The sequence below is a fragment of the Pseudomonas sp. S1_G07 genome, from assembly GCF_054668565.1.
On the sequence record NZ_CP162778.1, the window covers coordinates 4,044,167 to 4,068,305 of the forward strand.

Annotated in this window: 17 protein-coding genes and 1 pseudogene; 9 read left to right on the forward strand and 9 right to left on the reverse strand. The window is 52.1% G+C overall.

What is annotated here, in order from left to right; translation table 11 throughout:
* Positions 1-125: 125 nt before the first annotated feature.
* A complete protein-coding gene (locus AB4O05_RS18490) occupies positions 126-758 on the forward strand; it encodes a TetR/AcrR family transcriptional regulator (protein ID WP_460136115.1) in 633 nt (210 codons plus the stop codon).
* Here AB4O05_RS18490 and AB4O05_RS18495 read toward each other — a convergent pair.
* From AB4O05_RS18495 to AB4O05_RS18510, 4 genes and pseudogenes are all read right to left on the reverse strand, one after another.
* Positions 742-1,738, reverse strand: a pseudogene (locus tag AB4O05_RS18495) (LysR family transcriptional regulator). The gene AB4O05_RS18490 and the pseudogene AB4O05_RS18495 sit on opposite strands and share 17 nt — an antisense overlap.
* A 237-nt stretch (positions 1,739-1,975) precedes the next feature.
* On the reverse strand, positions 1,976-3,280 hold the full coding sequence (locus AB4O05_RS18500) for an NAD(P)/FAD-dependent oxidoreductase (protein WP_460136112.1): 1,305 nt from the start codon (positions 3,278-3,280) through the stop codon (positions 1,976-1,978).
* Positions 3,281-3,350: 70 nt separating this feature from the next.
* Positions 3,351-3,791, reverse strand: coding sequence for a Rid family hydrolase (locus AB4O05_RS18505; RefSeq protein WP_003232737.1), 441 nt, complete (start codon positions 3,789-3,791; stop codon positions 3,351-3,353).
* Between the two features lie 53 nt (positions 3,792-3,844).
* Positions 3,845-4,984, reverse strand: coding sequence for a tyramine oxidase subunit B (locus tag AB4O05_RS18510; RefSeq protein ID WP_460136110.1), 1,140 nt, complete (start codon positions 4,982-4,984; stop codon positions 3,845-3,847).
* Positions 4,985-5,467: 483 nt separating this feature from the next.
* Here AB4O05_RS18510 and AB4O05_RS18515 point away from each other — a divergent pair, with 483 nt between their 5' ends.
* The 7 genes from AB4O05_RS18515 (at position 5,468) to valS (ending at position 16,404) form a co-directional block, all read left to right on the forward strand.
* Entirely contained in the window at positions 5,468-5,974 is a 507-nt protein-coding gene (locus AB4O05_RS18515; protein ID WP_460136108.1) for a nuclear transport factor 2 family protein, read from the forward strand.
* Positions 5,971-7,071: an amidase gene (locus tag AB4O05_RS18520; protein ID WP_460136106.1), complete on the forward strand. Its 1,101-nt coding sequence runs from the start codon at positions 5,971-5,973 to the stop codon at positions 7,069-7,071. Before AB4O05_RS18515 ends, AB4O05_RS18520 begins: the two co-directional genes overlap by 4 nt.
* Before the next feature lie 587 nt (positions 7,072-7,658).
* On the forward strand, positions 7,659-9,083 hold the full coding sequence (locus tag AB4O05_RS18525) for an APC family permease (protein WP_460136104.1): 1,425 nt from the start codon (positions 7,659-7,661) through the stop codon (positions 9,081-9,083).
* A 165-nt stretch (positions 9,084-9,248) separates the two neighbouring features.
* On the forward strand, positions 9,249-10,532 hold the full coding sequence (locus AB4O05_RS18530; RefSeq protein WP_460136102.1) for an aromatic ring-hydroxylating oxygenase subunit alpha: 1,284 nt from the start codon (positions 9,249-9,251) through the stop codon (positions 10,530-10,532).
* Positions 10,533-11,009 carry an aromatic-ring-hydroxylating dioxygenase subunit beta gene (locus AB4O05_RS18535; RefSeq protein WP_460136101.1) on the forward strand — a complete coding sequence of 159 codons (477 nt, stop codon included), beginning with the start codon at positions 10,533-10,535 and terminating at the stop codon, positions 11,007-11,009.
* Positions 11,010-11,593: 584 nt separating this feature from the next.
* Positions 11,594-12,919 carry an alginate export family protein gene (locus AB4O05_RS18540; RefSeq protein ID WP_460136100.1) on the forward strand — a complete coding sequence of 442 codons (1,326 nt, stop codon included), beginning with the start codon at positions 11,594-11,596 and terminating at the stop codon, positions 12,917-12,919.
* A 917-nt stretch (positions 12,920-13,836) separates the two neighbouring features.
* Positions 13,837-16,404, forward strand: coding sequence for a valine--tRNA ligase (valS, locus tag AB4O05_RS18545; protein WP_460136099.1), 2,568 nt, complete (start codon positions 13,837-13,839; stop codon positions 16,402-16,404).
* Between the two features lie 149 nt (positions 16,405-16,553).
* Here the strand turns inward: valS and AB4O05_RS18550 are convergent, their stop codons facing one another.
* Positions 16,554-17,198 (reverse strand): helix-turn-helix domain-containing protein, encoded by a 645-nt coding sequence (locus AB4O05_RS18550; protein ID WP_460136098.1) that lies wholly within the window; start codon positions 17,196-17,198, stop codon positions 16,554-16,556.
* Positions 17,199-17,761: 563 nt separating this feature from the next.
* Here AB4O05_RS18550 and AB4O05_RS18555 point away from each other — a divergent pair.
* Positions 17,762-18,223, forward strand: coding sequence for an Lrp/AsnC family transcriptional regulator (locus tag AB4O05_RS18555; protein WP_460136096.1), 462 nt, complete (start codon positions 17,762-17,764; stop codon positions 18,221-18,223).
* 52 nt (positions 18,224-18,275) lie between these two features.
* On the opposite strand, the gene tldD is transcribed toward AB4O05_RS18555, so the two are convergent.
* The 4 genes from tldD to AB4O05_RS18575 are packed head-to-tail and all read right to left on the reverse strand — an operon-like array spanning position 18,276 to position 24,113.
* Entirely contained in the window at positions 18,276-19,724 is a 1,449-nt protein-coding gene (gene tldD / locus AB4O05_RS18560) for a metalloprotease TldD (RefSeq protein ID WP_460136094.1), read from the reverse strand.
* Between the two features lie 21 nt (positions 19,725-19,745).
* Positions 19,746-21,092 carry a TldD/PmbA family protein gene (locus AB4O05_RS18565; protein ID WP_460136093.1) on the reverse strand — a complete coding sequence of 449 codons (1,347 nt, stop codon included), beginning with the start codon at positions 21,090-21,092 and terminating at the stop codon, positions 19,746-19,748.
* 18 nt (positions 21,093-21,110) lie between these two features.
* Positions 21,111-22,358: a thioredoxin family protein gene (locus AB4O05_RS18570; protein ID WP_460136092.1), complete on the reverse strand. Its 1,248-nt coding sequence runs from the start codon at positions 22,356-22,358 to the stop codon at positions 21,111-21,113.
* 9 nt (positions 22,359-22,367) lie between these two features.
* Positions 22,368-24,113 (reverse strand): ABC transporter ATP-binding protein/permease, encoded by a 1,746-nt coding sequence (locus AB4O05_RS18575; RefSeq protein ID WP_460136090.1) that lies wholly within the window; start codon positions 24,111-24,113, stop codon positions 22,368-22,370.
* Positions 24,114-24,139: the final 26 nt, after the last annotated feature.

The window sequence follows — 24,139 nt, forward strand, 5'->3', positions numbered from 1 at the left end:
AAGTAGTGCATCTAACCGGCCAGGTATATCTGGCCTGTATGGAATCCAAGCAAGTATAGGCTTTAAGGCGAATTAAGAGTGTTGTATAATTTCTGGAATTTTTTAGGTAAAAAAGGAAGTTCTCGATGAGGGTTGCTAAAAACAATCAAAAGACTGAAGAGAAACGTACAGCTATTTTGGTCGAGGCAAGGATGGTATTTCTCGACTCAGGAAATGCTGGATTCAGTATGAGAAGCGTGGCTAAAAAAGTCGATATGTCGCTGAGTCATCTTCAATATTTTTTTCCGACCAAAGATCAACTATTTTTGGAGATGGTCAGGTATACCGTAAATGACTATCTGAGAAATTATAAACTCATAATGATGGAGTCCTATAATAGTCCCGAACAACAGATGTGTGCTGTGTTGGATTATTTGTTTAGCGATCTCATGCGACTGGATGTTACAGCTATCTTCGTCGAGCTCTGGGGGATGGCACTCCGGGATGTAGAGGCGCGCCTTTTTCAGCGTAAACTGTACAGAGTCAATAGGCGAAAATTTTCGACAATCCTTACCAGGGTTTACCCTGATGCATCGCGTGAGACCATCAAACGGGTCGCAACCCAGGTGCTGTTACATATCGATGGCATTATGGTACTTTACATGGTGGATTGGCCGGATGCACAGAATTATGAACGAGTAGTTCAAGACGCTAAATCAATCATATGGAGAATCATGGAAAATATCGCTCAGAAAAAAGAGGCTAGTCAACTGCCGTAGCTATGGCATTTTTCCGAACCAAGAAAATCTTATTGGGATTTCTGCTGTTGCAATCACGAATGCGCCGAATCTGTGCGTTTATCGCCATTGCCAAGTAATGCACCAAATCACGCGAAAGAGGGGACAGCTTTCTGGACTGGCGCGAAATAATTTGTACTTGTGTTACATTCAATGCGTGATAATCGATAGGAATAGCTTTTAATGTGCCGTTGCATAACTCATCAATGACGGGGAAGTCACTGAGTATTGTCGAGGCTATGCCATTGCGCGTGAGATCCAACATGATCTTCAGTGAGTTTGAAGTAATGTAAGGCTGGAAGTTAGCGCTGCTTTCACTTCGCAACTGATCAATAATCCCTCTGATCCGGTACTCAGGGGGGGAGAACAATATCTTCGTCAGCCAGGTCTTGAAGACTGAGTATCGATCTGCCCGCCAGCGGGTGGTCGGGGTGGACAATAGCTCTCATGGGTTGATCGAAAGAATGGAGCCTATTGATGTTTGCGGTCTTGGTAGGGGAAAACACCAATCCTATGTCTGCTTCGTCTTCAGCGACCATTCGCTCAACTTCGTGAGAGGGCGCAATCAAAAGCTCAGTGTGCGATTGTCGGTTAGCTTTGAAAAATTGATAAAGCTCACCTATGGCCTGAGTACTAAGTAGTCCTTCACCCACCGCAATGCTTGTTCTATTTAAATATCCTTCTTTGAGTTGGCCGAGTTTTTTCAAAAGTAGATTGTGATGCCCCATACGCTCAACATAATAATCAACTGCAGCCTGACCAGCGGCGGTCAGGCAGATCCTGTGAGTACCTTCTTGTATGAGCTGAATACCGAGATCGGACTCCAGTTTTGCAATCTGGCGACTGATGGAGGAGACGGCGAGCTCCAGCTCTTCGGCCGCCGCGCGCATGGTTCCCAATCTGGAGCTCAAATACAGATACTTGAAGCGTTGATCTTGAAGCTCAGTTTGGGAATTCATCATGGGTGCCTCGCACGGTTCGCATCATCAAGTTTTTTATTATGCTGACGAATCTATGCTAGTGAATGCCGGGAAGCAATACCGTGGGCTAGTTTTTTTGGTCAGTGACCTACAATATTTTTATAGCTTTTTGATCTAAGAAGGCTTTTCTGTCTGCGCCGAAATTTGCGGTTCTAGGTTGCATAGTTAGCTTTCTATAGGACTCTTGATTGCTGAGGTACCCCTGATTTCCTGGCTTGATCAGCTGTGCTGGCGCTTGAGGTGATACGGTGCGGGATTAACTATGGGGGTGTCGCCAGTGACGAGATCAGCGACCAGTTGTCCGGCTGCTGGAGAGGTGCCAAAACCATGCCCTGAGAATCCGGAAGCAAGCGTCAAGCCCGGAATTTTATCCACGGGGGATATCACTGGTAGGCCGTCCGGCGTTACATCGATCATGCCAGCCCATTCGAGCTCTATGGTGGCTTTTTTAAAAGCGGGCCAAGCTTCAGTGAGATTGCGTAATGCAGCCCGATTCAGTCCGTGATTGACGCTTGGGTCTATTGTCCGTCTCTGCTCGAAAGCAGAGGCACCTTGGTCAGAACTACGTCGCGACAGGGCCAGTTCTGTCATGAACTCTCGTCCCAGGGAAAGATTCATATTTTTCCATTGGGAACGCAGTGTGGAAAAGTAGTGATGTCCGATCAGCAAGCTGTCAGGTACGATCGGCACCATGAAAGCTCCCCGGTTCGTAATGATGTATCCGCCGTCCTGGTGTTTGCGAAAAGAGATATCTGGAGTTCCTACTGCGACCTCAGTCATTCCCTCTATCGTCAGAGGAGCCGTTCGAAGGACTGAGGCGACTACCGGTAACGTCAAGAGGGGAACACCGCAGGTAGCCAGGAAGCGTCTCGACCACATGCCGCCGGAAAGGATTACGTTATCGCAACGCACTTCACCACGCTCGGTTACAACACCGCTTACTCTGCCTGCCGACATGGATAGCGTTCGCACCGCGCAGTTCTCCACGATGATAACGCCTTTTGCAATAGCCGCCCGTGCGATGGCACTGCTGGCAAGAGTAGGCTCTGCTCGGCCATCAGAGGCTGTATAAATTCCGCCTGCCCAATCGACGGTGCACCCTGGAGAAAGATCAGCGATTTCTCTCGCCGTGACCAGGCGTGAGTCGAGCGAGGCATCAGCGACTGAGTTCAACCATTCTTGATGTGAAGCCATTTCCGAGGCTGAGCTGGCGGTATACAAAATACCGGTCTGTCTGTAGCCAACATCGGCATTGAGCCGTTGCGCCATGGTGCCCCATAGTTTTTCTGCAGCGATTGAAAGAGGGAGGTCCAGTTTGGCCCGTCCCATTTTCCTGATCCACCCCAGATTTCGCGAGGATTGTTCGCCAGCAATTCTGCCCTTTTCAAGTACTGTGACGGGTATGCCACGTTCTGCCAGCGACAATGCCGCAGTGAGTCCGATAATGCCCCCTCCGATCACCACCACTGTCGTGGCGGCAGGAAGAACGACAGAAGTCTGAACGGGAGAGATAGAGGGGGCCAAGTTTCTTATCCTTGATACTGTATACGTTATCGAAGTGCACTGAATCGCTACGCCCTGAGGCTGCTAAGTGTCACGTGTTGTTATGAGTAATCGTGATTTCTTTGACATTGGCCTTTGAGACCCCGCGATAGGCTGTGACTTCAATTTCAACTTTGTATATCTCAGATCCCAGGGGAGGGCTGGTCAGCGTCAGCGTTGGATTAATGCCTCGCATTTTTTCTGCGTAGGTGGCCATTACGATATCTATGTCCTTCGCAAACGGTATGAACACGCGCGCGGCAACGATATCGCCAAGCGAAGCGTCAACGGCCGAAAGGGCATGTTCTATATTGGCCAAGACTTGAAGGGTCTGCTCAGCCGGGTCTTCGGGCATTTCCTTTGTGGCGGGATTGCGGCCGGCGGTATTGGATACGAAAATCAGATCGCCGACGGCGATCAGGCGCGAATAGCTACCCAGCTCCTCAAACTTGGATCCGGTTTTAACTTTAATAACGTCGATAACTTCTTTCATGTGGAGTGTCCGATATTCAATGAAGACTCAGAAGGCGCGGTGGCCGTGCGGCCTCAACTTAGCGTTGGGGTTTCCCAGAGATTAAGTTTGACGCCTATGCCTTTTTCGCATGCGTTCCGATAAATCACAGTGCCCCACGCAACATCTTCTACTGGCATACCGCCGACCGACATGATGATGATTTCATCGTCGTTTTTACGGCCGGGTGCTTCACCGACAACAATCTTGCCCAGATCCTCGAGCTGGTCAGGTGACATTTTTCCTTCGTCGATCAGATCCAGGAATTGGATGCCCACTACTGGCACGATGTTGTGCACTGGCTTGGGATTTTCTTCATGCCATGCCTGGTAGAGAGAAGGATTGTCCAGAACCTTGCGAATGTCGGGTGACTGCATGCCTTCATCGATACTCGTCAAGGCGGGCATGGACAGGAACGTACCAGGGCTTACCCATTCGCGCTTCACCACAGGATAGGCAGAGGCATCACCAATTGCTCCGGAATTGCAGAATGTGACGATGTCACAGTCGCGCACCACAGCTTCGTTGGTGTCAACCACATGAATGTTGACAATCTGCGGAAAAGTCTCACGAACCCACGATGTAAACGCATCGATATTTTTTTGGCCGCGTCCCTTGACTTTAACTGTGTCAATCTCAGGACATTCGGCAACGAATGCCGAAAGTGAGGTCTTCGCCATCACGCCTGGACCCAGAATGCCAACCACCTTCGAATTCTTTTTGGCCAGATGGCGGGCGCCTACGCCAGGCACGGCGCCTGTTCGATAAGCAGAAAGAAGATTCGCTGACATGATTGCCAGAGGAGCGCCTGTATCGGCATCGTTGAGTACGAACAGAAGGATGGAGCGGGGGAGGCCCTTCTCTCTATTCGCGATGTTGGATCCGTACCATTTCATCCCGGCTGTCCGAAATTGACCGCCAAGGTACGCAGGCATCGCCATGAAGCGTCGATCGGGGGTAGGTTTGGGCATGCCCGGAAAAGGTGAGTCTTCGGGAAATACCACCACAGATCCGTGGGAATTGTTATTGGGGCCTGCCATCCGGTAGTCGCCGTGGTACATCAGGGAAAACATTTCTTCCATCGTGTCAACGCAGGCTGCCATATTGGTAACGCCCGCCTGAATCATGTCCGGTTCGGAGAGGTAAATGAAATCAATATTTGGTAAGTTGTGCATAGTCGTTGATGCTCATTTTGAAATACTGCTCTTACCGCTGATACGAACCTTTCTCAGCGGGGACGTGATCTGACCGGTTGCGCTCTAACCTTCAACGCCGTTGTCATTCTGAATCGAACGGTCCAAATCGCAGGGCCTTCGACTAATCGGGTGAGCCATGACGGTTATGCGCTTTTTTCGGCGCTTAACTGCTCCAAATCAGCCTTGGAGCATTCGGCATGAGTTCTGGCGCTCAAGCTAAACTAGGTAACAGACCACGCTTATCCTACAGTTCGTTTTTTTGAACTCGATGACATTTGAGGCGACACTTGTTGTGGTAATGACAACGCTTTCTCTAGCAGGGTATAGCGGCTATTCCGGTCAAGCACCGATCAACATCATTGCCTAAAAAGCAACATGATCCCTGGTTACTGTGATTGTGGCCCGATTTCTATGTCAGTAATTTCCTTGTCTTGTTTTTGCAAATTCGACAGGAGCCTTTTCATGATTTCCCCCATTTCTGACATTTCCCTGCTGGAAGAGCGTATTCGGGTACTTGAGGCCGAATCTGCGGTTCGCCATTTACTGAATCGGTATATGTTTTTGTGCGACGTTCCTGGGCCTGAAACACGTGAAAGCGAGCTGAGCCAATTGTTCTGCCAAGACGCAGTGTGGCAGGGGGTCGGATCTCGGTATGCCCTTAAGTTTGGTCGTGTAAACGGACGCAAAGCGATAGTGGCGATGCTCATGAGTTACCTGCCGCCGGCTCCACACTTTCTGTCAAATATGCACTTTCTATCCGGTGAGCAGATATCTGTCGATGGTTTTCAAGCCAAAGGCCGATGGGTAATGCAGCAACTCAGTCGCTACGAATCTGGCCAATCAGGATCAATTGTTGCCGCCCTCAGCGTGGAATTTCTCTGGGAGGCAGACGCCTGGCGCATCTCCTCTTTTTCAACTGAACGCGTTGATGCCTTTCGTCTCGAGAATGTCCAGGGGGCGCCACTGTGAGCCCGCTGGTCATTGAAGGTTGCATCGGGGGGCCGGGTCGGACTGTCGCCATCAAGGATTCTTTGGATGTGGCAGGTTGGCCAACACGGTGTGGGAGTCGTGCTTTCGAACACGCCCCGCCAGCCCAAGACCATGCAACTGTTGTGAAGGCGCTTCTCGACGATGGTTGGCAAATCATTGGCAAGACTGTGCTGCATGAGCTGGCTTTCGGTGTGACCGGTATCAACGAGTGGGCTGGAACGCCAGTTAATCCACAGGCACCGGATCGGATACCTGGTGGGTCTTCCAGTGGCTCGGCGGTCATCGTTGCTCAGGGAAATGTGGATGTGGCATTGGGTACTGATACAGGAGGTTCTGTGCGCATGCCGGCTGCCTGCTGTGGGGTCTTAGGTCTCAAGCCATCGTTCGGTCGTTTGAGTCGTCACGGTGTGTATCCGGCTTCCAGTTCTCTTGATGTTGTAGGACCCATGGCTCGTGATCTCGAGACGATCGTGGCTGCGATGACTTCAATGGACTCAACGTTCTCGGTGCATAAGCCTCTCGGGCAATTCCGGGTAGGTTTAGTCGATGTCTCTTGCGATCCTGCGATTGAGCAAGCCATACGGGACGAGATGAATCGTCGCGGCTGGGCCTGGGAAGTCGTCACGCTGCCGCTTCTTGATCAGGCATTCGAAGCTGCATTGACCGTCATTAATGCTGAAACGTGGGCTGCTTATGGTCATTACACCGGCCAAGCTTTACTGGGTGCCGATATTGAGGCGAGGTTACTGCGTGCGGCCAACACCGATGCCGTGGCCGTACAAGCTGCGCATGCGGTGCGCATGGCATTCAGCGAACAGGTAGACCATTTGCTTGAACGCTTCGATGCACTCGTCCTTCCGAGTTTGCCTCGTCTACCACCGCTATTGGTTGATGTATGCAAGGGTGAATCGGTGATCGATCTGACGCGATTCCTCAGGCCGTTCAACTTGAGCGGGCACCCGGCATTGAGTGTGCCAATTCCGTATCCGGGTTCCTCCATTAAAACCAGCCTGCAACTCATCGGAGCAAAGGGAGCGGATGCACGTCTGTGTGCCATTGCTGGTGCGTTCCTTTGAATAAATCAGCGTTCGTCATCGAGCGCAGTAAGCACGCTGGTCAGGCGGTGCAATCAAAAAGTGACTCAGTTCCTTCTCGCGCGACGAAGGGCCTGATCAGGGATGTCACCCAAAAGGTTGCAGCGTTGCAATCTGTACAACGAATGTCGCTTACGGTGTCATCGTTTTCGCGGCTAAGTACTGCAAGGATACCGGTAGGCCGTACACCCATATGAAGCCGGCTACATGTGATGCGCAATCTACATCGCGCCGAAAATTAGAAGGATACGCTTGAACCAGATTCAATCCGGTTGCCAAGGCCAGGAATATAAACTTCACATTGATGCCTCGTTGAATAGGCGTCATGAATCGTGTCATCGAAGACAAGTGATTGGTTTGAGTTCCTGAGTACCCGCCTTTTGGCAAGATAAGAGTTTGATGAACTTGGCAACGAGTGAAGAGCGATGTAAAGAATAGCCAGGCTGCGGTTGTCAGGGGCAGCGGGCAGGTATCGCTTGCCCTTGAGGAGCGCTCGCGTTGGTCCGCAAGGATGCTGCTGCATCGATTTATTTCCGTTATTCATAAAATAATTAGAGTGGAGAATTGGGATGACAGAGCTATCCGAGCCCCTATCTGCAGATGTGCCTGCAGGCGGCCAGCAATTAGAAGGTAATCTAAGTGCTTATAAAATCGCGTTATTGGTGATTGCAGCCGCAGGACCGTTAGGGGCAGTTCTCACCGCAGCCCCCATTGCTTTTGAGCACGGTAATGGCGCTGGCCTTGCCGGAGCATTCCTGCTGGCGGGAATTCTGATGATTTTTTTCTCGATAGGCTATGGCGAATTAATCCGGGCGATCCCGGGGGGCGGCGCGTTTTACAAGTACCTTACGGTGATCTTTGGACGGGGCGTAGGAGCGGGGGCGGCATGGGTTGCCTTAGCCTCTTATCTGGCGATTACCACGGCGATTGCTGTGGCGTCCGGGTATTACACGAATATGACCATGCAAGGGTTTGGTATTGATATCGGCTGGGCAGCATGGACCGTGTTATACGTGGGGGCGATCTGTTACCTGGGTCGGGCGAATATTGATTTTGCCGCAAAGATCCTCGTGCCTTTGGTGCTTGCAGAGTTCTTTGTGCTTTTTCTACTGGGTATTTCCATATTCTTGGATAAAGGTCTTAACGCCTTCCCGGTTCAAGCCATCTCGGTAGACGCAATAATGTTGCCGGGGCTGGGGGTTGGGCTCATGGTGGCGCTGGCATCATTCCTCGGTGTCGAGTCCGCCGCGCTTTATGCGATGGAAGCCAGGAAGCCAGCAAAAACCATTCCGCATGCCACTCGTTTGGCGGTCGTTTTGGTAGGCGTCGCCTACTTGATCATTATCTGGCTGATCATCGGTGAGGTTGGGTTTGACTCCATCAAGGACGAGGCAGCAATAGCGAAGGGCGGGTTGGTCATTAATTTGTTCACGACTCGCTTGGGTAGCACGATGGCGACAATTGTTTCCCTCATGCTGTGCACCAGCAACTTTTGCTGTTTGTTGTCACTGCATAATGCTGCGACGCGGTATGTTCAAGTTTTGGCCAAAGACAGGCACTTGCCGAATGTTCTTTCACATGTTCATGAAACGAAAAAATCTCCAGCCAATGCAAGTCTGCTTGTGACCGTGATCGTTGCGCTGACCATTATCGTCTCTTCCTCCCTGGGCTATGACGCCTTTGTATTTTTGTTTCCCGTAACGGTGGCATTGTCGACGCTTGGATTGATAGGGCTTCAGACATTTGTCACACTGGGGGTCGTCGTTCACTTCAAAAAAGCCAACGATAAACGGTATTTTAAAACGTTACTCAGCCCACTCATCGCACTGGCTGGGCTTAGTACTGCCGTTTATCTCATCTACGATAATTACGGCATGCTAACGGGCAGTGAATCTGCCTGGGTCAATGGCACTCCATTACTTTTGGTTGTCTTGTTTCTCTACGGGATAATCAAGGGGCGCTTCAGGAAAGCTGACTCGTCCGGGATCAAATGATATAGGCCATGCCTACACCGCCGTTAAGCTTGATCCAGGTGGGCTGACGCTTGTTGTCTTTAAAACAATAAACCTCTCGCGGTCGGCGGTTGATGAGCTGTGGGTGCGGGCTTAAGGTTATTTCAAAATAACTCTCGTCACATTGCGATAGAAAGGTAATTAATTGTGAGCGATTTAATTAACGTTGTCGGGCTTGATATGGAGCCCGCAAGCTTGATCAAGCACGACCGCGTGCACACCTCGTTGTACACCGACGCCAAGCTGTTTGACATGGAACTGGAAAAGATTTTCTACAGTACCTGGGTCTGGGTAGCGCACGTCAGCGAGATCCCAGAGGCGGGCAGCTACAAAAGCACCTACATCGGCAAGCAACCGGTGATCGTGGTGCGCGACCGCAAGAAACAGGTCCATGTGCACCTCAACCGCTGCCGCCATCGCGGCGCTACGGTATGCGAACACAAGAAGGGCAAGACCAACAGCTTTGTCTGCCCATATCACGGCTGGAGTTACGCGCTGGATGGTTCACTGCGTGGTGTGCCGAGCCCTGAAAGCTACGGTGATTGCCTGGATAAGGGCGAGCTGCCTCTGGTCAGCCTGCGTGTCGAAGAATACGCGGGCATGCTGTTTGCCACTCTCAAGGATGATATCGAACCGCTGGTCGACTTCCTGGGGCCTGCCAAGAAATGGATCGACCTGTTCATGAAACAGGGCGCCGGTTACCCGATCAAGGTCCCAGGCGAGCACCGTTTTCGCTTTCCGGGCAACTGGAAAATCCAGTTGGAAAATACCACAGACGCTTACCACTTCCCGCTGGTGCACAAGTCATTCCTGGCATCGGTTGATGAGCAAACCCTCAAACTGTTCGACTTCGTTGAAGGGCCGGGTTACGTCGAAGACCTTGGTAACGGGCACAGCGTAATGGTGATGATCCCCGACCTGGTGGATCTTGAAGCCGATCTCGACAAACCGATTCCGGAGCGCTTCGAGGAGCTTGCTGCGCAATTGCGCGAAGACGGTATCGAAGAGCAGCAAGTGCGCCGTATTGTTCGTGCTGTCGGTGGCTCGGGTTTCAATCTTAACCTGTTCCCCAACGTTGCCTGTTCCATGGCGTTTTTCCGCGCGCTGCAACCGATATCGGTGACAGAGACAGAAATTCATCACTCGGTAATCACCATGGACGGCGGCCCTGCTATAGCCAACCGCTACCGCCTGCGTTTGCATGAGCACTTCCAGGGTCCGATGGGCTTTGGTACTCCGGACGATTCCGAAGCCTGGGAGCGCGTGCAGAAAGGCGCCAGTGCTGGCGAAGACCTGTGGATCATGTTGAACCGTGGCCTGCCGGGTGAGAAACCGACCGAAGACGGGCTGGTCAGCGACGTAAGCGCCGAGACCGGCATGCGCGCTGCTTACCAGCAGTGGAAAAAGATGATGACGGCAGAGACTAAGTAAATGAACCTGCAATTACTGAATCAAGTCACCGCTTTTATCTGGGCTGAAGGCGACATGCTCGACCATGGCGAATTCGACACCTGGATGAGCCTGTGGAACGAAAAGGGTACTTACATTATCCCGATCAATCCCAAGGAAGAAGACTTCGAAAACACCCTCAACTACGCCTATGACGATCATCACATGCGTCAGTTGCGTATCCAGCGTCTGACCGGAGGTGATTCGATTTCCACCAGCCCGCAGCCGCGTACCGTGCGCACCCTGTCACGTTTTCGTGTGCTGTTCGAAAGCGATGAGAAAGTGACGGTCCGTTGCGCGCAAAACTTGCGCGAGTTCCGTAAGGACTCGCTCAAACATTACAGCGCGGACATCGTATACGAGCTTGAGCGCGTCAGTGAGACTTTCAAGATTCAGCGTAAGTTAATTCGTTTGATTAACGCTGACGACGCGCTCGCTGGGATAGGTTATATACTTTAAGTTAAAAGTTCGGGTGCCGGAGACGAGGAGTGTCCGCACTGTTTCTGCCGACTATAACAGTGGTGCCTTCTGACACTCGCCAAGCGTTTTGATCGGAAGGCATCTTGCAGGGGTTGAACAGTTAAGGCTTCAAGGCATTGTGTTGGGTAGTGGTTGAGAGCGGGAGTGCTCACGCATAACAAGCAATCCTTTCTCTCTTATCGAGCTGATGGTGTCGGTTATAGATTTAAATATCAGTCTCTGTAGAGAAACGTATTTTCTGTTGAGTCAGCACAGTTAAGATTTTAGCGCTTCTTATACTTGGTACATCCCCTACAAAAAGCACGTCAGACTCAGGCGATTGCTGTACAGATAATAATGTTCATGTTAGGCCTAGCAAAGAGTTATTCAAGCAAGCTATCGCGAGGAGGTGAAAACTTAGAAAAACGTAACAGATGTTTAGAAAATAGACTGTGCAACTATTAATCAGTAGTTCGCATTGACTACCCCAGCGACTGCAGAATCCTGGCGGTATTTAAATGCAGGTGAGGAATAGCCCATTTAATGTATCGCTTAACCCAATAAAAAGAAATGGAAATGCAACCATGCGTCGATATTCCCTGCTTCACTTTTTTACCCTCGCTGCACTATTCAATACAACAAATCCCGCGGGCGCTTACGAGCTTTTTTCCCGAGATGACACCCATCTCAATGCTAACCTGGATGCGGTTTTTGGCGTTTTCCACAGTCGTGAAAGTTATCCAGCCTCTGGCCGGTTAACACAGGGATCGTCCTCATGGAGAGAGGGCTACATCAAGTATGGCGTGAGCGGCGATCAGGGATTGCGAGGCGCAGGGACGGCCTATGGTGCCTTCTCACTCGTCAGTTCGGCCACCTGGGGGGACGGCGACGCTGCAGGCTACACTGATGGATCTGAACGCACCACCAAGATTGAAGATGCTTATCTGGGATGGCGCTCGGGCAACCTGTTTGAAGTCCTTGGCAAAGACGGCATCGATTTTTCATTCGGTCGACAGAATATTGCAGTGGGCGACGGCTTCCTTATTCAGGGCGACGCCTTCAGTGCGGGTCGCGGCCTCGGTGACGGACAGTACAATCGTGGAGGTGCTTTCTACGTGGCTGCCCGTAAAGCATTCGATAAGACAGCCGTGTTGCGCATTGGCGGTAAAGAGGGCTGGCGTGGCGATCTGATGTGGCTTAAATCCGATAACCCCACTCAGGCCAATACCGAGATGTACGTTGGTACGCTGGAACACGTGGCTGCAGCGGGTACCGTTGGCCTGACGTACATCAACACCACGAAAATCGCTGAACAGTACGCTTCCCCTCTTCAGCTTGAACGTGACGGCATGAAGACCTACAGCGTGCGCGCAGTGGGTAATGCGGGCGTGGAAAACCTGTTTTTGTCGGGTGAATACGCCAGGCAAAACAAACCGAATGCGGCGAATGAGGACGCTTGGTATCTGGAAGCAGGGTGGACCTTTGCTGATGCTCCGTGGAAGCCGAGCGCCAGCTATCGCTACAGCCGCTTTTCAGAGGATTATGACACTTTGTTTTATGGAACGGGCCGTGGCTACGGCACATGGTTCCAAGGTGAAGTGGCAAGTAACTATGCCGGCCCCTTCAATAATAATGCTCGTATCCAGAACGTCACGTTCAAGGTCTCTCCTTTGGAAAGCCTGACCCTTGGAGCCATGTACTTCAATTACGACACCATCGATCGTAACGTGCGTAACACCGATGGGCATGAAATCGACTTGTATGCCGAATGGCGCGTTAATCAGCACTTGACCGTTTTGCCGTTGTTAGGCATCTACCAACCAGACAAGAGCGCAGAGCAGGGGGGGACGCAGTTGGGTAACAACGATAGAAACGTCTACACCCAGTTATTGTTTGCTACGACATTTTGATCTTTGGCGGGTGACTAAAGTCACCCGTTTTCGACCCTGACCCTTTAGACAAGGTATGTGCCCATCAACGCGATAGCCCATGGGTTTGATCGCCGCGTTCGGCTTGGGAAAATTTCTGTGCATCTTTAGGCGACATAGCTTGACCAGAGAAAAGCATGAAATAAGTAAGCAACTGGGAATATGAGACTTCAGCAAAAGCGTTTTTTTACAGAACCCGACCGCCTGCCCCTTCAGGTTGTCGTAATAGGCCGTAAAGCTGATGGTCATGGGTAAACGCAATCAGCGATCGGAACCAGTCAACCGTTTTAAGTCATTCAGCCGGGTAGCGGCTGGAATAGTTTTCCACTTTGCTCCTTGGTGGAGGTGCCCAACCTTGAGGGCACTATTTTTTAGACAGTCGCCCTTGATGACTTGGTGTTCAAAAGTTTATTCAGGCTTGCGAGCCTCTAGCGCTGGTGTTTGATTGCCGCAGTCCGCCGAGGCCAAGGTCCTTCTCGCTGAACCAAACTTTGACATCAGTCTGTTGGCGCTGCCCCTGAATTGACCCAGTTGCCAACGCAAGACTGCCCCATTTCCAAATCTGCAAAAATCCAGCACAGACAATGATTCACGAAGAGGCAGACAGGGGCAGTGAAATCTCGGCAACTGGGTCACTTCTGCATCGGCGCCGACAGCCATGGGCTCTTGGAGGTAAGAATTGGCTCTTCGCAAGATCGTTGCGCAGCGGTAAATGCGCGTCGGTGCTGATGCTGCTGGCGCATAAATGGGCTCCGCAGGTGGTGTAAATCTGAATGCATTCTCTTGGACGAGCCGTCAGTTGCATTGAACTACGATGGACAAATGTTGATTAGGGGGTTTACTTTTCAAAGGCGATTCAATATAAATTTCACCTCGGCGCACACTCATTGTTGTGCCCTTTGATATTAACAGGAGGATGCTATGTCACCGTTAAACGTGATGAAGTTCTAAACGATCAAACTGTCACCCCCTCGCTCGAAAACCTTGAAACACGCTGGTCTCAACGTTGGCAGCTCGAAGGCACGTACGCCTTTGACCACACAGCCCAACGCGACGCTGTGTTCTCCATCGATACCCCCCCGCCGACGGCCTCAGGCTCCTTGCATGTCGGTCATGTCTTCAGCTACACCCACACAGATATCATCGCTCGATTCCAGCGCATGCGAGGTAAGGCTGTGTTCTACCCCATGGGGTGGGACGACAACGGCTTGCCTACCGAGCGCAGGGTCGAGAATTTCTATGGCGTACGTTGCGACTCGCTGGCAGCTTATCAGCCTGATTTCAGGCCACCTGAGCCCATTCCATTAAAGCGAGGTGACTTTACTGTCATCAGTAGGCGCAACTTCATCGAGTTGTGCCACGAACTGACAGCCATTGATGAGCAAGCGTTCCGTGCACTCTTCGTGCAACTGGGCTTGTCCGTTGATTGGAGCCTTTCATATGCCACCATTGATGAGCGCTCTCAACGAGCGAGTCAGCGCGCTTTGCTTCGTAACTATCAGCGTGGCGAACTTTATAGCCAGGAAGCTCCATGCTTGTGGGATGTAACGTTCCAGACAGCCGTGGCTCAAGCAGAGCTTGAAGAGCGCGAGGTCGCTGGTGCGTATCACGAACTCAGCTTTGAGACGGCTGATGGCGCCGCATTGAGGGTTGCTACTACTCGGCCTGAGCTACTGATGGCATGCGTGGCGCTGGTGGCTCACCCGGACGACGTTCGTTATCAGGCGCGGTTCGGACAATCCGTGCGCTCGCCGATTTTTGACTTGGACGTACCGCTGCTGGCACACCCGTTGGGTGATCCTGACAAGGGCACCGGCTTGGTGATGGTCTGCACCTTTGGCGATCTTACCGATGTGATTTGGTGGCGAGAGTTGCAGTTGCCCACGCGGTCAATACTGGGAAAAGATGGACGCCTGTTGCTTGAGACTCCCGCCTGGTTGACGACACCACACAGCCGACAGGCCTATGCAGGCTTGGCCGGGCGTAATTTGTCCCAAGTTCGTAAGCAACTCGTGCCGATGTTGCGCGACTGCGGCGCTATGCGAGATGAGCCGCGACCGATTCAACACGCTGTGAAGTTCTTTGAAAAAGGCGACCAGCCTTTGGAAATCATCGCCACTCGGCAATGGTACTTGCGTAACGGCGGACGCGACGCGAGCCTGCGGGACGTGTTGCTTGCCGCTGGTCAGACGTTGGACTGGCATCCGCCGCACATGCTCAGGCGTTACGAGCATTGGGTAAGTGGTTTGAATGGTGATTGGCTAATCAGTCGTCAGCGCACGTTCGGCGTGCCGATTCCGTTCTGGTATGGCCTGGATGCACAAGGCGAAGCCGACTACAGCACTCCTATTATTGCCTGCGAGGAAAGCCTGCCAGTTGATCCGAGCCTGGATACTCCGCCAGGGTATCGACCAGAGCAACGTGGGCAACCGAATGGTTTCGTCGGCGAACAGGACATCATGGATACGTGGGCCACCAGCTCGCTGACGCCTCAAATCGCCGGATGGTGGGGAGATGACGACGCATTGTTCGCCAAAATATACCCCATGGATCTCAGGCCTCAAGGTCACGACATAATCCGGACCTGGCTATTCTCGACACTGGTCCGCAGCCATTTTGAGCACGGTTGCGTGCCATGGCGCAATGTCGCGCTCTCTGGATGGATCCTTGATCCCGACCGTAAGAAAATGTCTAAATCCAAGGGTAACGTGGTGACCCCTCAAGCCTTGCTCGACCAGTACGGAAGTGACGGCGTGCGCTACTGGGCAGCCTCAGGGCGGCTGGGCAATGACACAGTCTTTGAAGAACAGCAGATGAAGATCGGCCGCCGTTTGGCCGTCAAGCTGTTCAATCTATCAAGGTTGGTTCAAGGCTTTGCGAAGGATGACTCTGCGGATATCGATCAACCGCTGGATCAGGCCATGCTTAAACGCTTGGACGGCGTAGTCCAGGACGCTACCTTCGCGCTGGAGGCTTACGACTATAGCGTGGCGCTGTCGCGTATCGAAGGGTTCTTCTGGTGGTTTTGCGATGACTATGTCGAATTGGTCAAGCGTCGCGCCTATCGACCAGAAGGTCATTCGGCCCGTAATGCTTTTGCACATGCACTGAGTGTGCAGCAGCGATTGTTTGCGCCATTTCTGCCATTTGTATGTGAGGAAGTCTGGCAATCCTGGAATTGCGGTTCAGTGCACAATGCGTCCTGGCCGCAAGGGGATGCTTCGCCTGACGCGTCTATTGAAAGCTTATTGATGAGTGTCAGTGCCATGCTATCTGCGATTCGCAAAGCAAAATCTGAAGCCCGCCAATCCATGAAGGCTTCGGTAGCACGTGTTGAACTGGTTGACAGGGCTGCGCAGCTTGAAATGATAAAAGGCGTTCGCCAAGACTTGATCGAAGCATGTCAGGTTGAGACTTTGGTGTTTATAGAGGGAACTGAGCAGCAGGTCGGTGTATGGCTGAAGTGACGTAGACTCAAGGGCAAGTCAATTCGCGGGGCGATCAAGGAGATCGCTTCGCGCGCACGTCTATAATCGTCCATCAAAACCAATTTCAACACTGGCTCAGTGGCTGGTCAACCGCAGCCTAAAAAACGAGAAATTACTAAGGATACGTTTTAGAAATTGTCTTTTTTGGCATTGATAATTCCTTCGTTGTACAATCGAACTCCATTCGGAATGCTCAACGCAATACAAAACCCTTCACTGATTAGTTTTTTTGCATCCTCCAGAGCCTCAGAGAAATCTGGGTAGCTACTGGCGCGCGTAACCGCATCTGGCCCATCTGTTGAAAGAATTGGGGTGTTAGTCGAGGGTGAAATTACGTGTACGAAATATACTTCTTTAACTGCTCGGCCTATTGTTTTATCTATATCATCAATACTGCGGCAAATAGTGCAGTTGCTGTCGATAATGAAAGCTTGCATCAATGGATAATCGTGGAAATACCAGGAGGCTTGTATAAAAGCATCTGAGGTTTTCAGATAAGACTCTTGACGTATTTCGGCGTATTCCTCAGTGTTCGGAGTGCGATAAAATCCGAGGGGAGCAATGACTAAAGTTATCGGTCCATGATCAGCAGATTTTATATCGTTCGGCTTGAGATTATTGATTTTCTTTATCATGCGTTCTGGAATTGGCTTCTTTCCTGCCTCCCAGTGGTTAATAGTATCTATCGAAACACCAAGAGCATCCGCCACTTCCGTTTGAGTTAGACCTAGTACCTTGCGACCCGCTTTCAAAAAATTTTCAGAAATTGGCATTGGTATAATCTTTTTGTGTTTGGTGTCTTGAGTATATTGTTCTTTAGATGAAAATCAAGCGAGGATTGTGAAGGGTTATAGTTTAGGTTTATGGTAGGGGGACAAACTTTTCTGCCCGTATTTTTCTAATCGCAGTAGATCAATTTCAATAGTGATACCCCACCTATACCGTCGTTATAATTCAAATATTTTTACACGCGCGCCGCTGTCAACGTTTGGTTGCATGGCCGGTGGCGCAGAGCGTGGCGTGAATAAGTGCTCGCGGAGTGTCCAGTCGGGTGAAGGCTCATAGCCATGACGCTCATTAGGAGTAGTTGTCCGCGTGCTCAGGTTGATAGAGCTGATTATACGTTTCGAGTGTGGAACGTTTCGCCGGCTCAGTCGGTGAGTGGGTGGAGGGTGTTGACAATGCCGCGACTGCTTAGAGGCGGATATGATGTTAGGGCCAAACATATTGCGTAAATTGTAAAGTCTGATGGCGCTCGGCACTTGTTTGTTGGAAAATGATGAGCGTCGAATCCATACGTTTACCGTTATCTTCCAAGGCCAAGGCATGACACCACATGGATAAACTTGATAGGGCAATACTGGACATTCTGCAGAAAGACTGCACGCGGCCGGTAGGTGATATCGCGGAGCAGATCGGCTTAGGGAACACGGCCTGTTGGCGGCGTATTCAGAAACTCGAAGAGTCGGGTGTTATCCGTGCTCGGGTGGCGCTTTTGGATGGCAAAAAACTAAATGTTGGTGTGGTCGTGTTTGTCTCCATCAAGACTACTCAGCACAATTCCGATTGGATTGAGGGCTTTCATCGTGCGGTGTCCTCGATCGAGGAAGTTGTGGAAGTCTATCGTATGGCCGGAGATACAGACTACCTGTTGCGTGTGGCGGTGCCCGATGTGGCGGCATACGATTCAGTCTATAAACAACTGATATGCGTTCCAGGGCTGTCGGATATCAGCTCAAGTTTCTCTATGGAACAGATTAAATACTCGACCAGTTTGCCACTTCGCTATGCGCCTTGATTCGCTGCATCCGAAGGCGGGGCGACCGGAGTCGCCCAACCTTCACTGTTTTTCAGGCGGTGCCGCCCACAACCAGTTGATCAATCTTGATAGTCGGCTGACCCACGCAAACCGGAACGCTTTGGCCTGCCTTTCCGCACGTGGCGCCGCCGTTGTCCAGTGCCAGGTCATTGCCAATCATGCTTATCATCTGCAGGGTTTGCGGACCTGAGCCAGTCAGCGTCACGCCTTTGACGGGGCGGGTGATTTTGCCATTTTCTATCAAGTAAGCCAGTTCACTTTCGAAGGTGAATTGGCCATTTACAATATCCACCTGACCACTGCCAAGATCCGCCAGATAGATCCCGTTTTTCACACTGCTGATGATCTCTTCGGGGCTGTGTTCACCGGCTAGCATGAATGTGTTGGTCATGCGTGGCATGGGCAACTGCGAATAGGATTCGCGGCGACCATTACCCGTGTTGTGCTGCTTCATCAGCCGTGCGTTGAGGCTGTCATGCATGTAGCCCGCCAGAATCCCGCCCTCGATGAGTGTGGTGCACTGGCCCGGTTCGCCCTCATCGTCGATATGCAGCGATCCACGTCTGCCAGGTAACGTCGCGTCATCGACAATGTTCACTCCGGGGCTGGCAACGCGCTGGCCGATCTTGCCGGAATAGATCGAGGTACCCATTCGATTGAAGTCCCCCTCGAATCCGTGCCCCATGGCTTCATGCAGCAACATGCCGGGCCAGCCTGGCCCGATGACCACAGGCATGCTGCCGGCGGGTGCGGCTTCTGCTTCCAGGTTGATCAGCGCTGAGTCGACGACCCGACGAAGTTCCTGATCCACACGGGCATCGCTGTACAAACTGAAGTCGCTTCGACCGCCAATATTTCCCCCGGAACTTTCAAGACGTCCGTTCTGGTTGACAAAAACCCGCATTTGCAACACCAGCATGGGGCGTAGATCTGCGGCCAATCGGCCATCGTGACGCATCACCATGACCACCGAATGGCTCAACTGAAGGTGAGCTATTACCCGGCAAACGCGAGGGTCCAGTGCTCGGGCCTTGCGATCGATAGATTGCAGCAGGGCTATTTTTTCCGCCGTTTCGCAGGCTTGCAAGGGGTCTTCGTGTCCATAAAAGCCACAGCGCTGCACTGCTTGGCCTTTCAACTCAATACGCCCGTCGCCGTGCATGGCGACTGTGCGAACCGATCGTGCAGCCTCCATCAGTTGCTGACGATCAATATGCTGTGAATAGGCAAAGGCTGTTTCATCGACATTCAATGCGCGCAGGCCGAAACCCTGGTCGACGGAAAAACTGCCGGCTTTGACGACCCCATCTTCCATCGACCAACGCTCTTCGCGGGTTGACTGCAGATAGAGATCGGCATAGTCGACCTTATGTTCATGCACAGAGTCGAACACCCGGTGCAGGTCAGAGATATCCAGGCCATGGGGAGCCAGCAGTACGTCGCTGGCCAGTGCCAGATGATTCACTTGATTTAACGACATAGTAGGTCTTCCGTTGTAGGGCTACTGACCAGAAATTTGCATCTGTTCAATCAAAATAGAACCCGTACTGAATGGGCCTTGGCAAATGACGTCGCTGCCAACCGCAACGATGCCTTTGAGCATCTCTTTCAGGTTGGCGGCAATGGTGATACCGGTGACCGCATGCTGAATTTCTCCGTTTTCGACCCAGTAACCTCGGGCCCCACGGGAGTAGTCTCCGGAGATCAGGCGCACACCGTTGCCCGCCAGGCTGGTGACGAGCAGGCCTGTCCCCATTTTGCGCAGCATGGCCGGCAAGTCGTCGTCGGCGCCGGTCGATTTGCTGCTTAGCAGTAGGTTGCCGGGGCCGAAACCATTACCGGTAGGTTCCATACCCAGTCGTCTGGCGCCGTAGAGCGACAGTAAATATCCCTTGAGAACTCCGTCCTCGACCAGGTAACGCTGTTGCGGAGCAATTCCGTCGCTGTCGAAGTTCTTGCTGGCGTTACCGCCAGCCAAGTAGGGGTCCTCATAAAGACGCAGATGGTCAGACATGACAGGCTGGCCAATTTGGTCCTTGAGGAAGGTGGCGTTGGTGTACAACGCCTGGCCGCTGATAGCCTGGATGAAGTGCCCGATAAGGCTGGTTGCAGTGCGCGGGTCGAACAATACGGCACAGCGGCGGCTGCTTAACGCACCTTTGTTCAAGTAGGCAGCGGCCCCCAGTCCGGCGTTCCTGCCGATCTGTTCCACCGAGGGTAGATTGCGGGCATCAGTTGAAGACTCGGACCAGTGGTCTCGTTCGGAGTATTGGTCATTACGCGCCAGTGCGCTGGCGCCCAGGCTATGTTGCGATTTTGCAACACCTTGATTAAAGCCTTCACTGGTAGCAAGCAAGAAGTAGGACTGATGGCTGTTGACCCAAACGCCTTCGCTTTGTACCGATCCACCGGCACTCTCCAGTCCGCTTTCCAGGCGTTGGGCCAAGCCTACGGCCTGATCCTCATCGATGTCCCATGGATGGAACAGGTTCAGTTCGCTATCGGGTGAGCAAAGCTGTTCGGAACTGGCTGGACCGGCTGCGGCGTCCTCGCCTGTATAGCGGGCGATCGCACAGGCAGCTTTAACGGATTGGGAGAGGGCGTTCGGGTTCAAGTCAGTGGAGTTGACAGAGCCTTGATGCTTGCCCATGAACACTGTCAGCGAATAGCCGCTGTGGGTTTCCCGAACGCGCGACTGCACTCGGCTCTGACGCATTGACAGCGACAAGCCCCGGCTTTGCGAGAGGCTAACCTGTGCATGGCTTGCACCTTGACTGCGTGCCAGTTTGAGGATCTGTTCGGCGAGTTCTGCCAGGTAAGTGGGGCTGTTAGAAAATGCTGCAGTCATAAGACACCTCCGTCAAATTCAGTTGGGGTTGAATGGCGGGGCGCCGCGCATCAGTGTTACCAGGTGATCGCGCATGCAATCCAGAACGGGGTGCAGGCCTTGCAACTCGTTGTCAAAAAACACTTCTTCTTTAAGCTGATAGGCTTCGTTTTCACTGAACCACTGTTCGCGGTAGGCTTGAATTTCTTCCTGACTGAGCTCACCGGAAGCGCTCTGTGATTGTTTTTCATTAAACCAATCCCAGCGACGCTGTTCGGTTTGACGTTCTTCCAGTGTCCAGTTACTGAGGTGTTGGCCGATTGAATACATCACAGTTCTAGCGAGCCTGAAAACGACTGTCCAGCCATCGGCATTGTTGGCTGTTGGCGGCGGCGATAGCGTCGAAATCAATTCGGCAGTGTTTCTAACTGCCGGATCTTGATGATTGTTCAGCGTCTTCGCGCGCAAGGTCAGGTCCTTCCAATCTTGCTCTGAGACGGTGTTCCCTGCCAGGTAACGCTCACATAGCCCCAACCATTCTTTGCGCAAGCTGGTGATCAACGCCGATTGCGAAAGCAGGTTCGGCCAGTCAAACAGGGCTTCGCTCAAGAGCGAGTGAGTCAGACGAAGCGGCACATTGTTCAGATCCGTTCCCGGCTTGAGTGCCTGCATGATCGGCTCAAGCTCAGCGCTTTTGATGGGTCTGGTGAAGTCCAGGGCGATGGAGAAAGAAGCAGGAAGACCGGTCAAACGCTCAAATACCACCGGGTCAGCCGAATGCACCCATGCGGCGCCTGGTGTGCCAGAACCCTCAATCCAATAGGCGTTGTTGTCCGATTTGATTTCTCCCTGCTGCGCATGGGCTAACAAGCGGTCGCAGAAAAACTGTTTAAGTTGGGGGTCACCATAAAATGCCCCGAACATTGCCGTATCAGTCGGGGTTGGGGCCGGCTCGCTGAGCTTAATGTCGGAGTTGGCCATCCACTCTTTAAGTTGTGTAAGGGTCTTGGTGCCGACCTCTCGGCTTATCTCCTTGCCGTCTTTAAATAGCAGCAATGCTGGAATGCCGCGCACGCCAAAACGAGCCATCGCCTCGGGGTATTTCTCGACGTCCATTTTCGCAACGGTGAGGCTTTCACCACCCAGTGCAGACAGTTTTTCCAGAATCGGTGCCAACGTGCGACAAGGTGCACACCAGGGGGCCCAGAGGTCGAGAAGTACTGCCTTGCTGGCGCCGAACACCTCAGAATCGAGGTTCTCTTCAGTCACGGTGATGATGTCAGACATGATGTGCCCTTATTGTGAGTGTGTTAAATCGAGGGTGTGAGAGTGAAAGCGAGCCAGAGACTCACGGTGCGCAACGCTGATCAGAGTGCTATCGGGTAGTTGCTCAATCAGGGTGGTGTAGATGCTGTGTTCGGTGTCAGGGTCAAGCGCGCTGGTGGCTTCATCGAGGAAAATGAAGCTCGGGCGTTGCAACAGCACGCGCGCCATAGCCAGGCGCTGTTGCTCACCACCGGAGAGGGTTTGCTGCCAGCGTTCTCGAACCGTAAGGGAGTCGCTCAGTGCAGGCAGGCAGCAATCAATGAGTGCTTGCCGACATTGATCATCAGTAAAATCGCTACTGGTATGGGGGTAACAGAGTGCATCCTTCAATAAGCCCGTGGGGATGTAGCTTTTCTGAGGAAGAAAAAGCGACTGACGGCCGTGGGGAAGGCAGATCTGCCCCGCGCCGTATGGCCATAAGCCTGCCAAGGCGCGCAAGAGGGTGCTCTTGCCACTACCGGAGCGTCCTTTGATTAACCACCGCTCGCCTTTTTCCACCGTCCAGCTATCAAGCCGTGCCAGCGCCTTGCCCTGCGGAGTGAACAGACTCAACGCTTCGCAATGCAGGTAGGGGCCAAGGCTGTTCAGGTGGCTGATTTCAGTCTGTTGTTGCTCTACCTTGTTGATGGCCCACTGCAAATCGCGCAAGCGATTGGTGAGCCCCAACCATTGGGTAAAATTGATATAAGCCTGAGGGAAAAAGGCAACGGTGCCGGAAAGCATGTGGTAAGCACCAATGATGGAGACCATTTGTCCATAAGAAATCTTACTTGTCAGCAGCAGCGGCAATGCAAGCAGTGTGGGTAGCAGGGTGAGTGAAGAAGCATAGAAAGTTTGGCCAAGCGTCACGGAAAACGTGCGCGTGAGGATATGTATGGTATTTGCGCGGATACGGGCGAATCGTTCAACCAAGGAATGCTTTTCACGCTCTTCACCACCGTAGAATGCAATTTGTTCAGCGTACTCGCGTAATTGCATGCCTTGATGACGAAAGTCCGCTTCAACCGTTTGTTTATGCATGTTCAGGCCGATCAGATTCTTCCCGAGCCAGTGCGATATCAGTAACTGTAAAAATTGATAAATGAAGACGGCATAAACCATGTAGCCGGTAATGCTGAACTGAAGATTGAAAACCTCGAATTCAAGTGCTCCGGCCAGGTTCCAGAGCACAATGCTGTAGGTGATAGTACTGACAACCACGAATGTACTTGAAGTGAGCAGGTTGATAGTAATCTCTACAGCCTGCCGAATATCTTCGGCGATTCGCTGATCAGCATTGCTGATCAGCCCGTCACGCTCCAACGCGAAGAAGTGAGCGTTACATGTCCATTTGTCGAGGTGGACATGGGTCATCCAGGTCCTCCAGCGAAGTTCCAGGTATCCCGAAATGATAGTGCTACCGCTAGGCAGCACTCCGGTCACCACTCCCAACAGCAGACTGAAGAGGAACAGAGGCTTGAGCGCTTCCCAGTCCAGTGCCACCAGAGCATCGGTCAGCTTGCCCTGGTATTCGTTTAAGGTGACAGCGCCTAAGGTACCGGCGAATGTGATGGTGAGGATGACGCTCAACAGTCCTAACGCAAGCCACTTTTCGCTGGAGAACCAAAAGGGCAAAAGCACCTCGCTTATGCTTGGCCGCTCAGCGATGGAATGCCCCGACATTGATTCAGGTAAAGGCAGAATGTGTCCGTCTATTGCGGACGTCGAAGAGGTCATGATCATTACTCGTTAGCGGCGTTACC

Bases quoted from the DNA above. Each gene is read 5' to 3' on its own strand.
- AB4O05_RS18490 (WP_460136115.1), top strand. From the start codon at position 126: ATGAGGGTTGCTAAAAACAATCAAAAGACTGAAGAGAAACGTACAGCT.
- AB4O05_RS18505 (WP_003232737.1), bottom strand. From the start codon at position 3,791: ATGAAAGAAGTTATCGACGTTATTAAAGTTAAAACCGGATCCAAGTTT.
- AB4O05_RS18510 (WP_460136110.1), bottom strand. From the start codon at position 4,984: ATGCACAACTTACCAAATATTGATTTCATTTACCTCTCCGAACCGGAC.
- AB4O05_RS18515 (WP_460136108.1), top strand. From the start codon at position 5,468: ATGATTTCCCCCATTTCTGACATTTCCCTGCTGGAAGAGCGTATTCGG.
- AB4O05_RS18525 (WP_460136104.1), top strand. From the start codon at position 7,659: ATGACAGAGCTATCCGAGCCCCTATCTGCAGATGTGCCTGCAGGCGGC.
- AB4O05_RS18535 (WP_460136101.1), top strand. From the start codon at position 10,533: ATGAACCTGCAATTACTGAATCAAGTCACCGCTTTTATCTGGGCTGAA.
- AB4O05_RS18540 (WP_460136100.1), top strand. From the start codon at position 11,594: ATGCGTCGATATTCCCTGCTTCACTTTTTTACCCTCGCTGCACTATTC.
- AB4O05_RS18550 (WP_460136098.1), bottom strand. From the start codon at position 17,198: ATGCCAATTTCTGAAAATTTTTTGAAAGCGGGTCGCAAGGTACTAGGT.
- AB4O05_RS18555 (WP_460136096.1), top strand. From the start codon at position 17,762: ATGGATAAACTTGATAGGGCAATACTGGACATTCTGCAGAAAGACTGC.
- tldD (WP_460136094.1), bottom strand. From the start codon at position 19,724: ATGTCGTTAAATCAAGTGAATCATCTGGCACTGGCCAGCGACGTACTG.
- AB4O05_RS18565 (WP_460136093.1), bottom strand. From the start codon at position 21,092: ATGACTGCAGCATTTTCTAACAGCCCCACTTACCTGGCAGAACTCGCC.
- AB4O05_RS18570 (WP_460136092.1), bottom strand. From the start codon at position 22,358: ATGTCTGACATCATCACCGTGACTGAAGAGAACCTCGATTCTGAGGTG.
- AB4O05_RS18575 (WP_460136090.1), bottom strand. From the start codon at position 24,113: ATGACCTCTTCGACGTCCGCAATAGACGGACACATTCTGCCTTTACCT.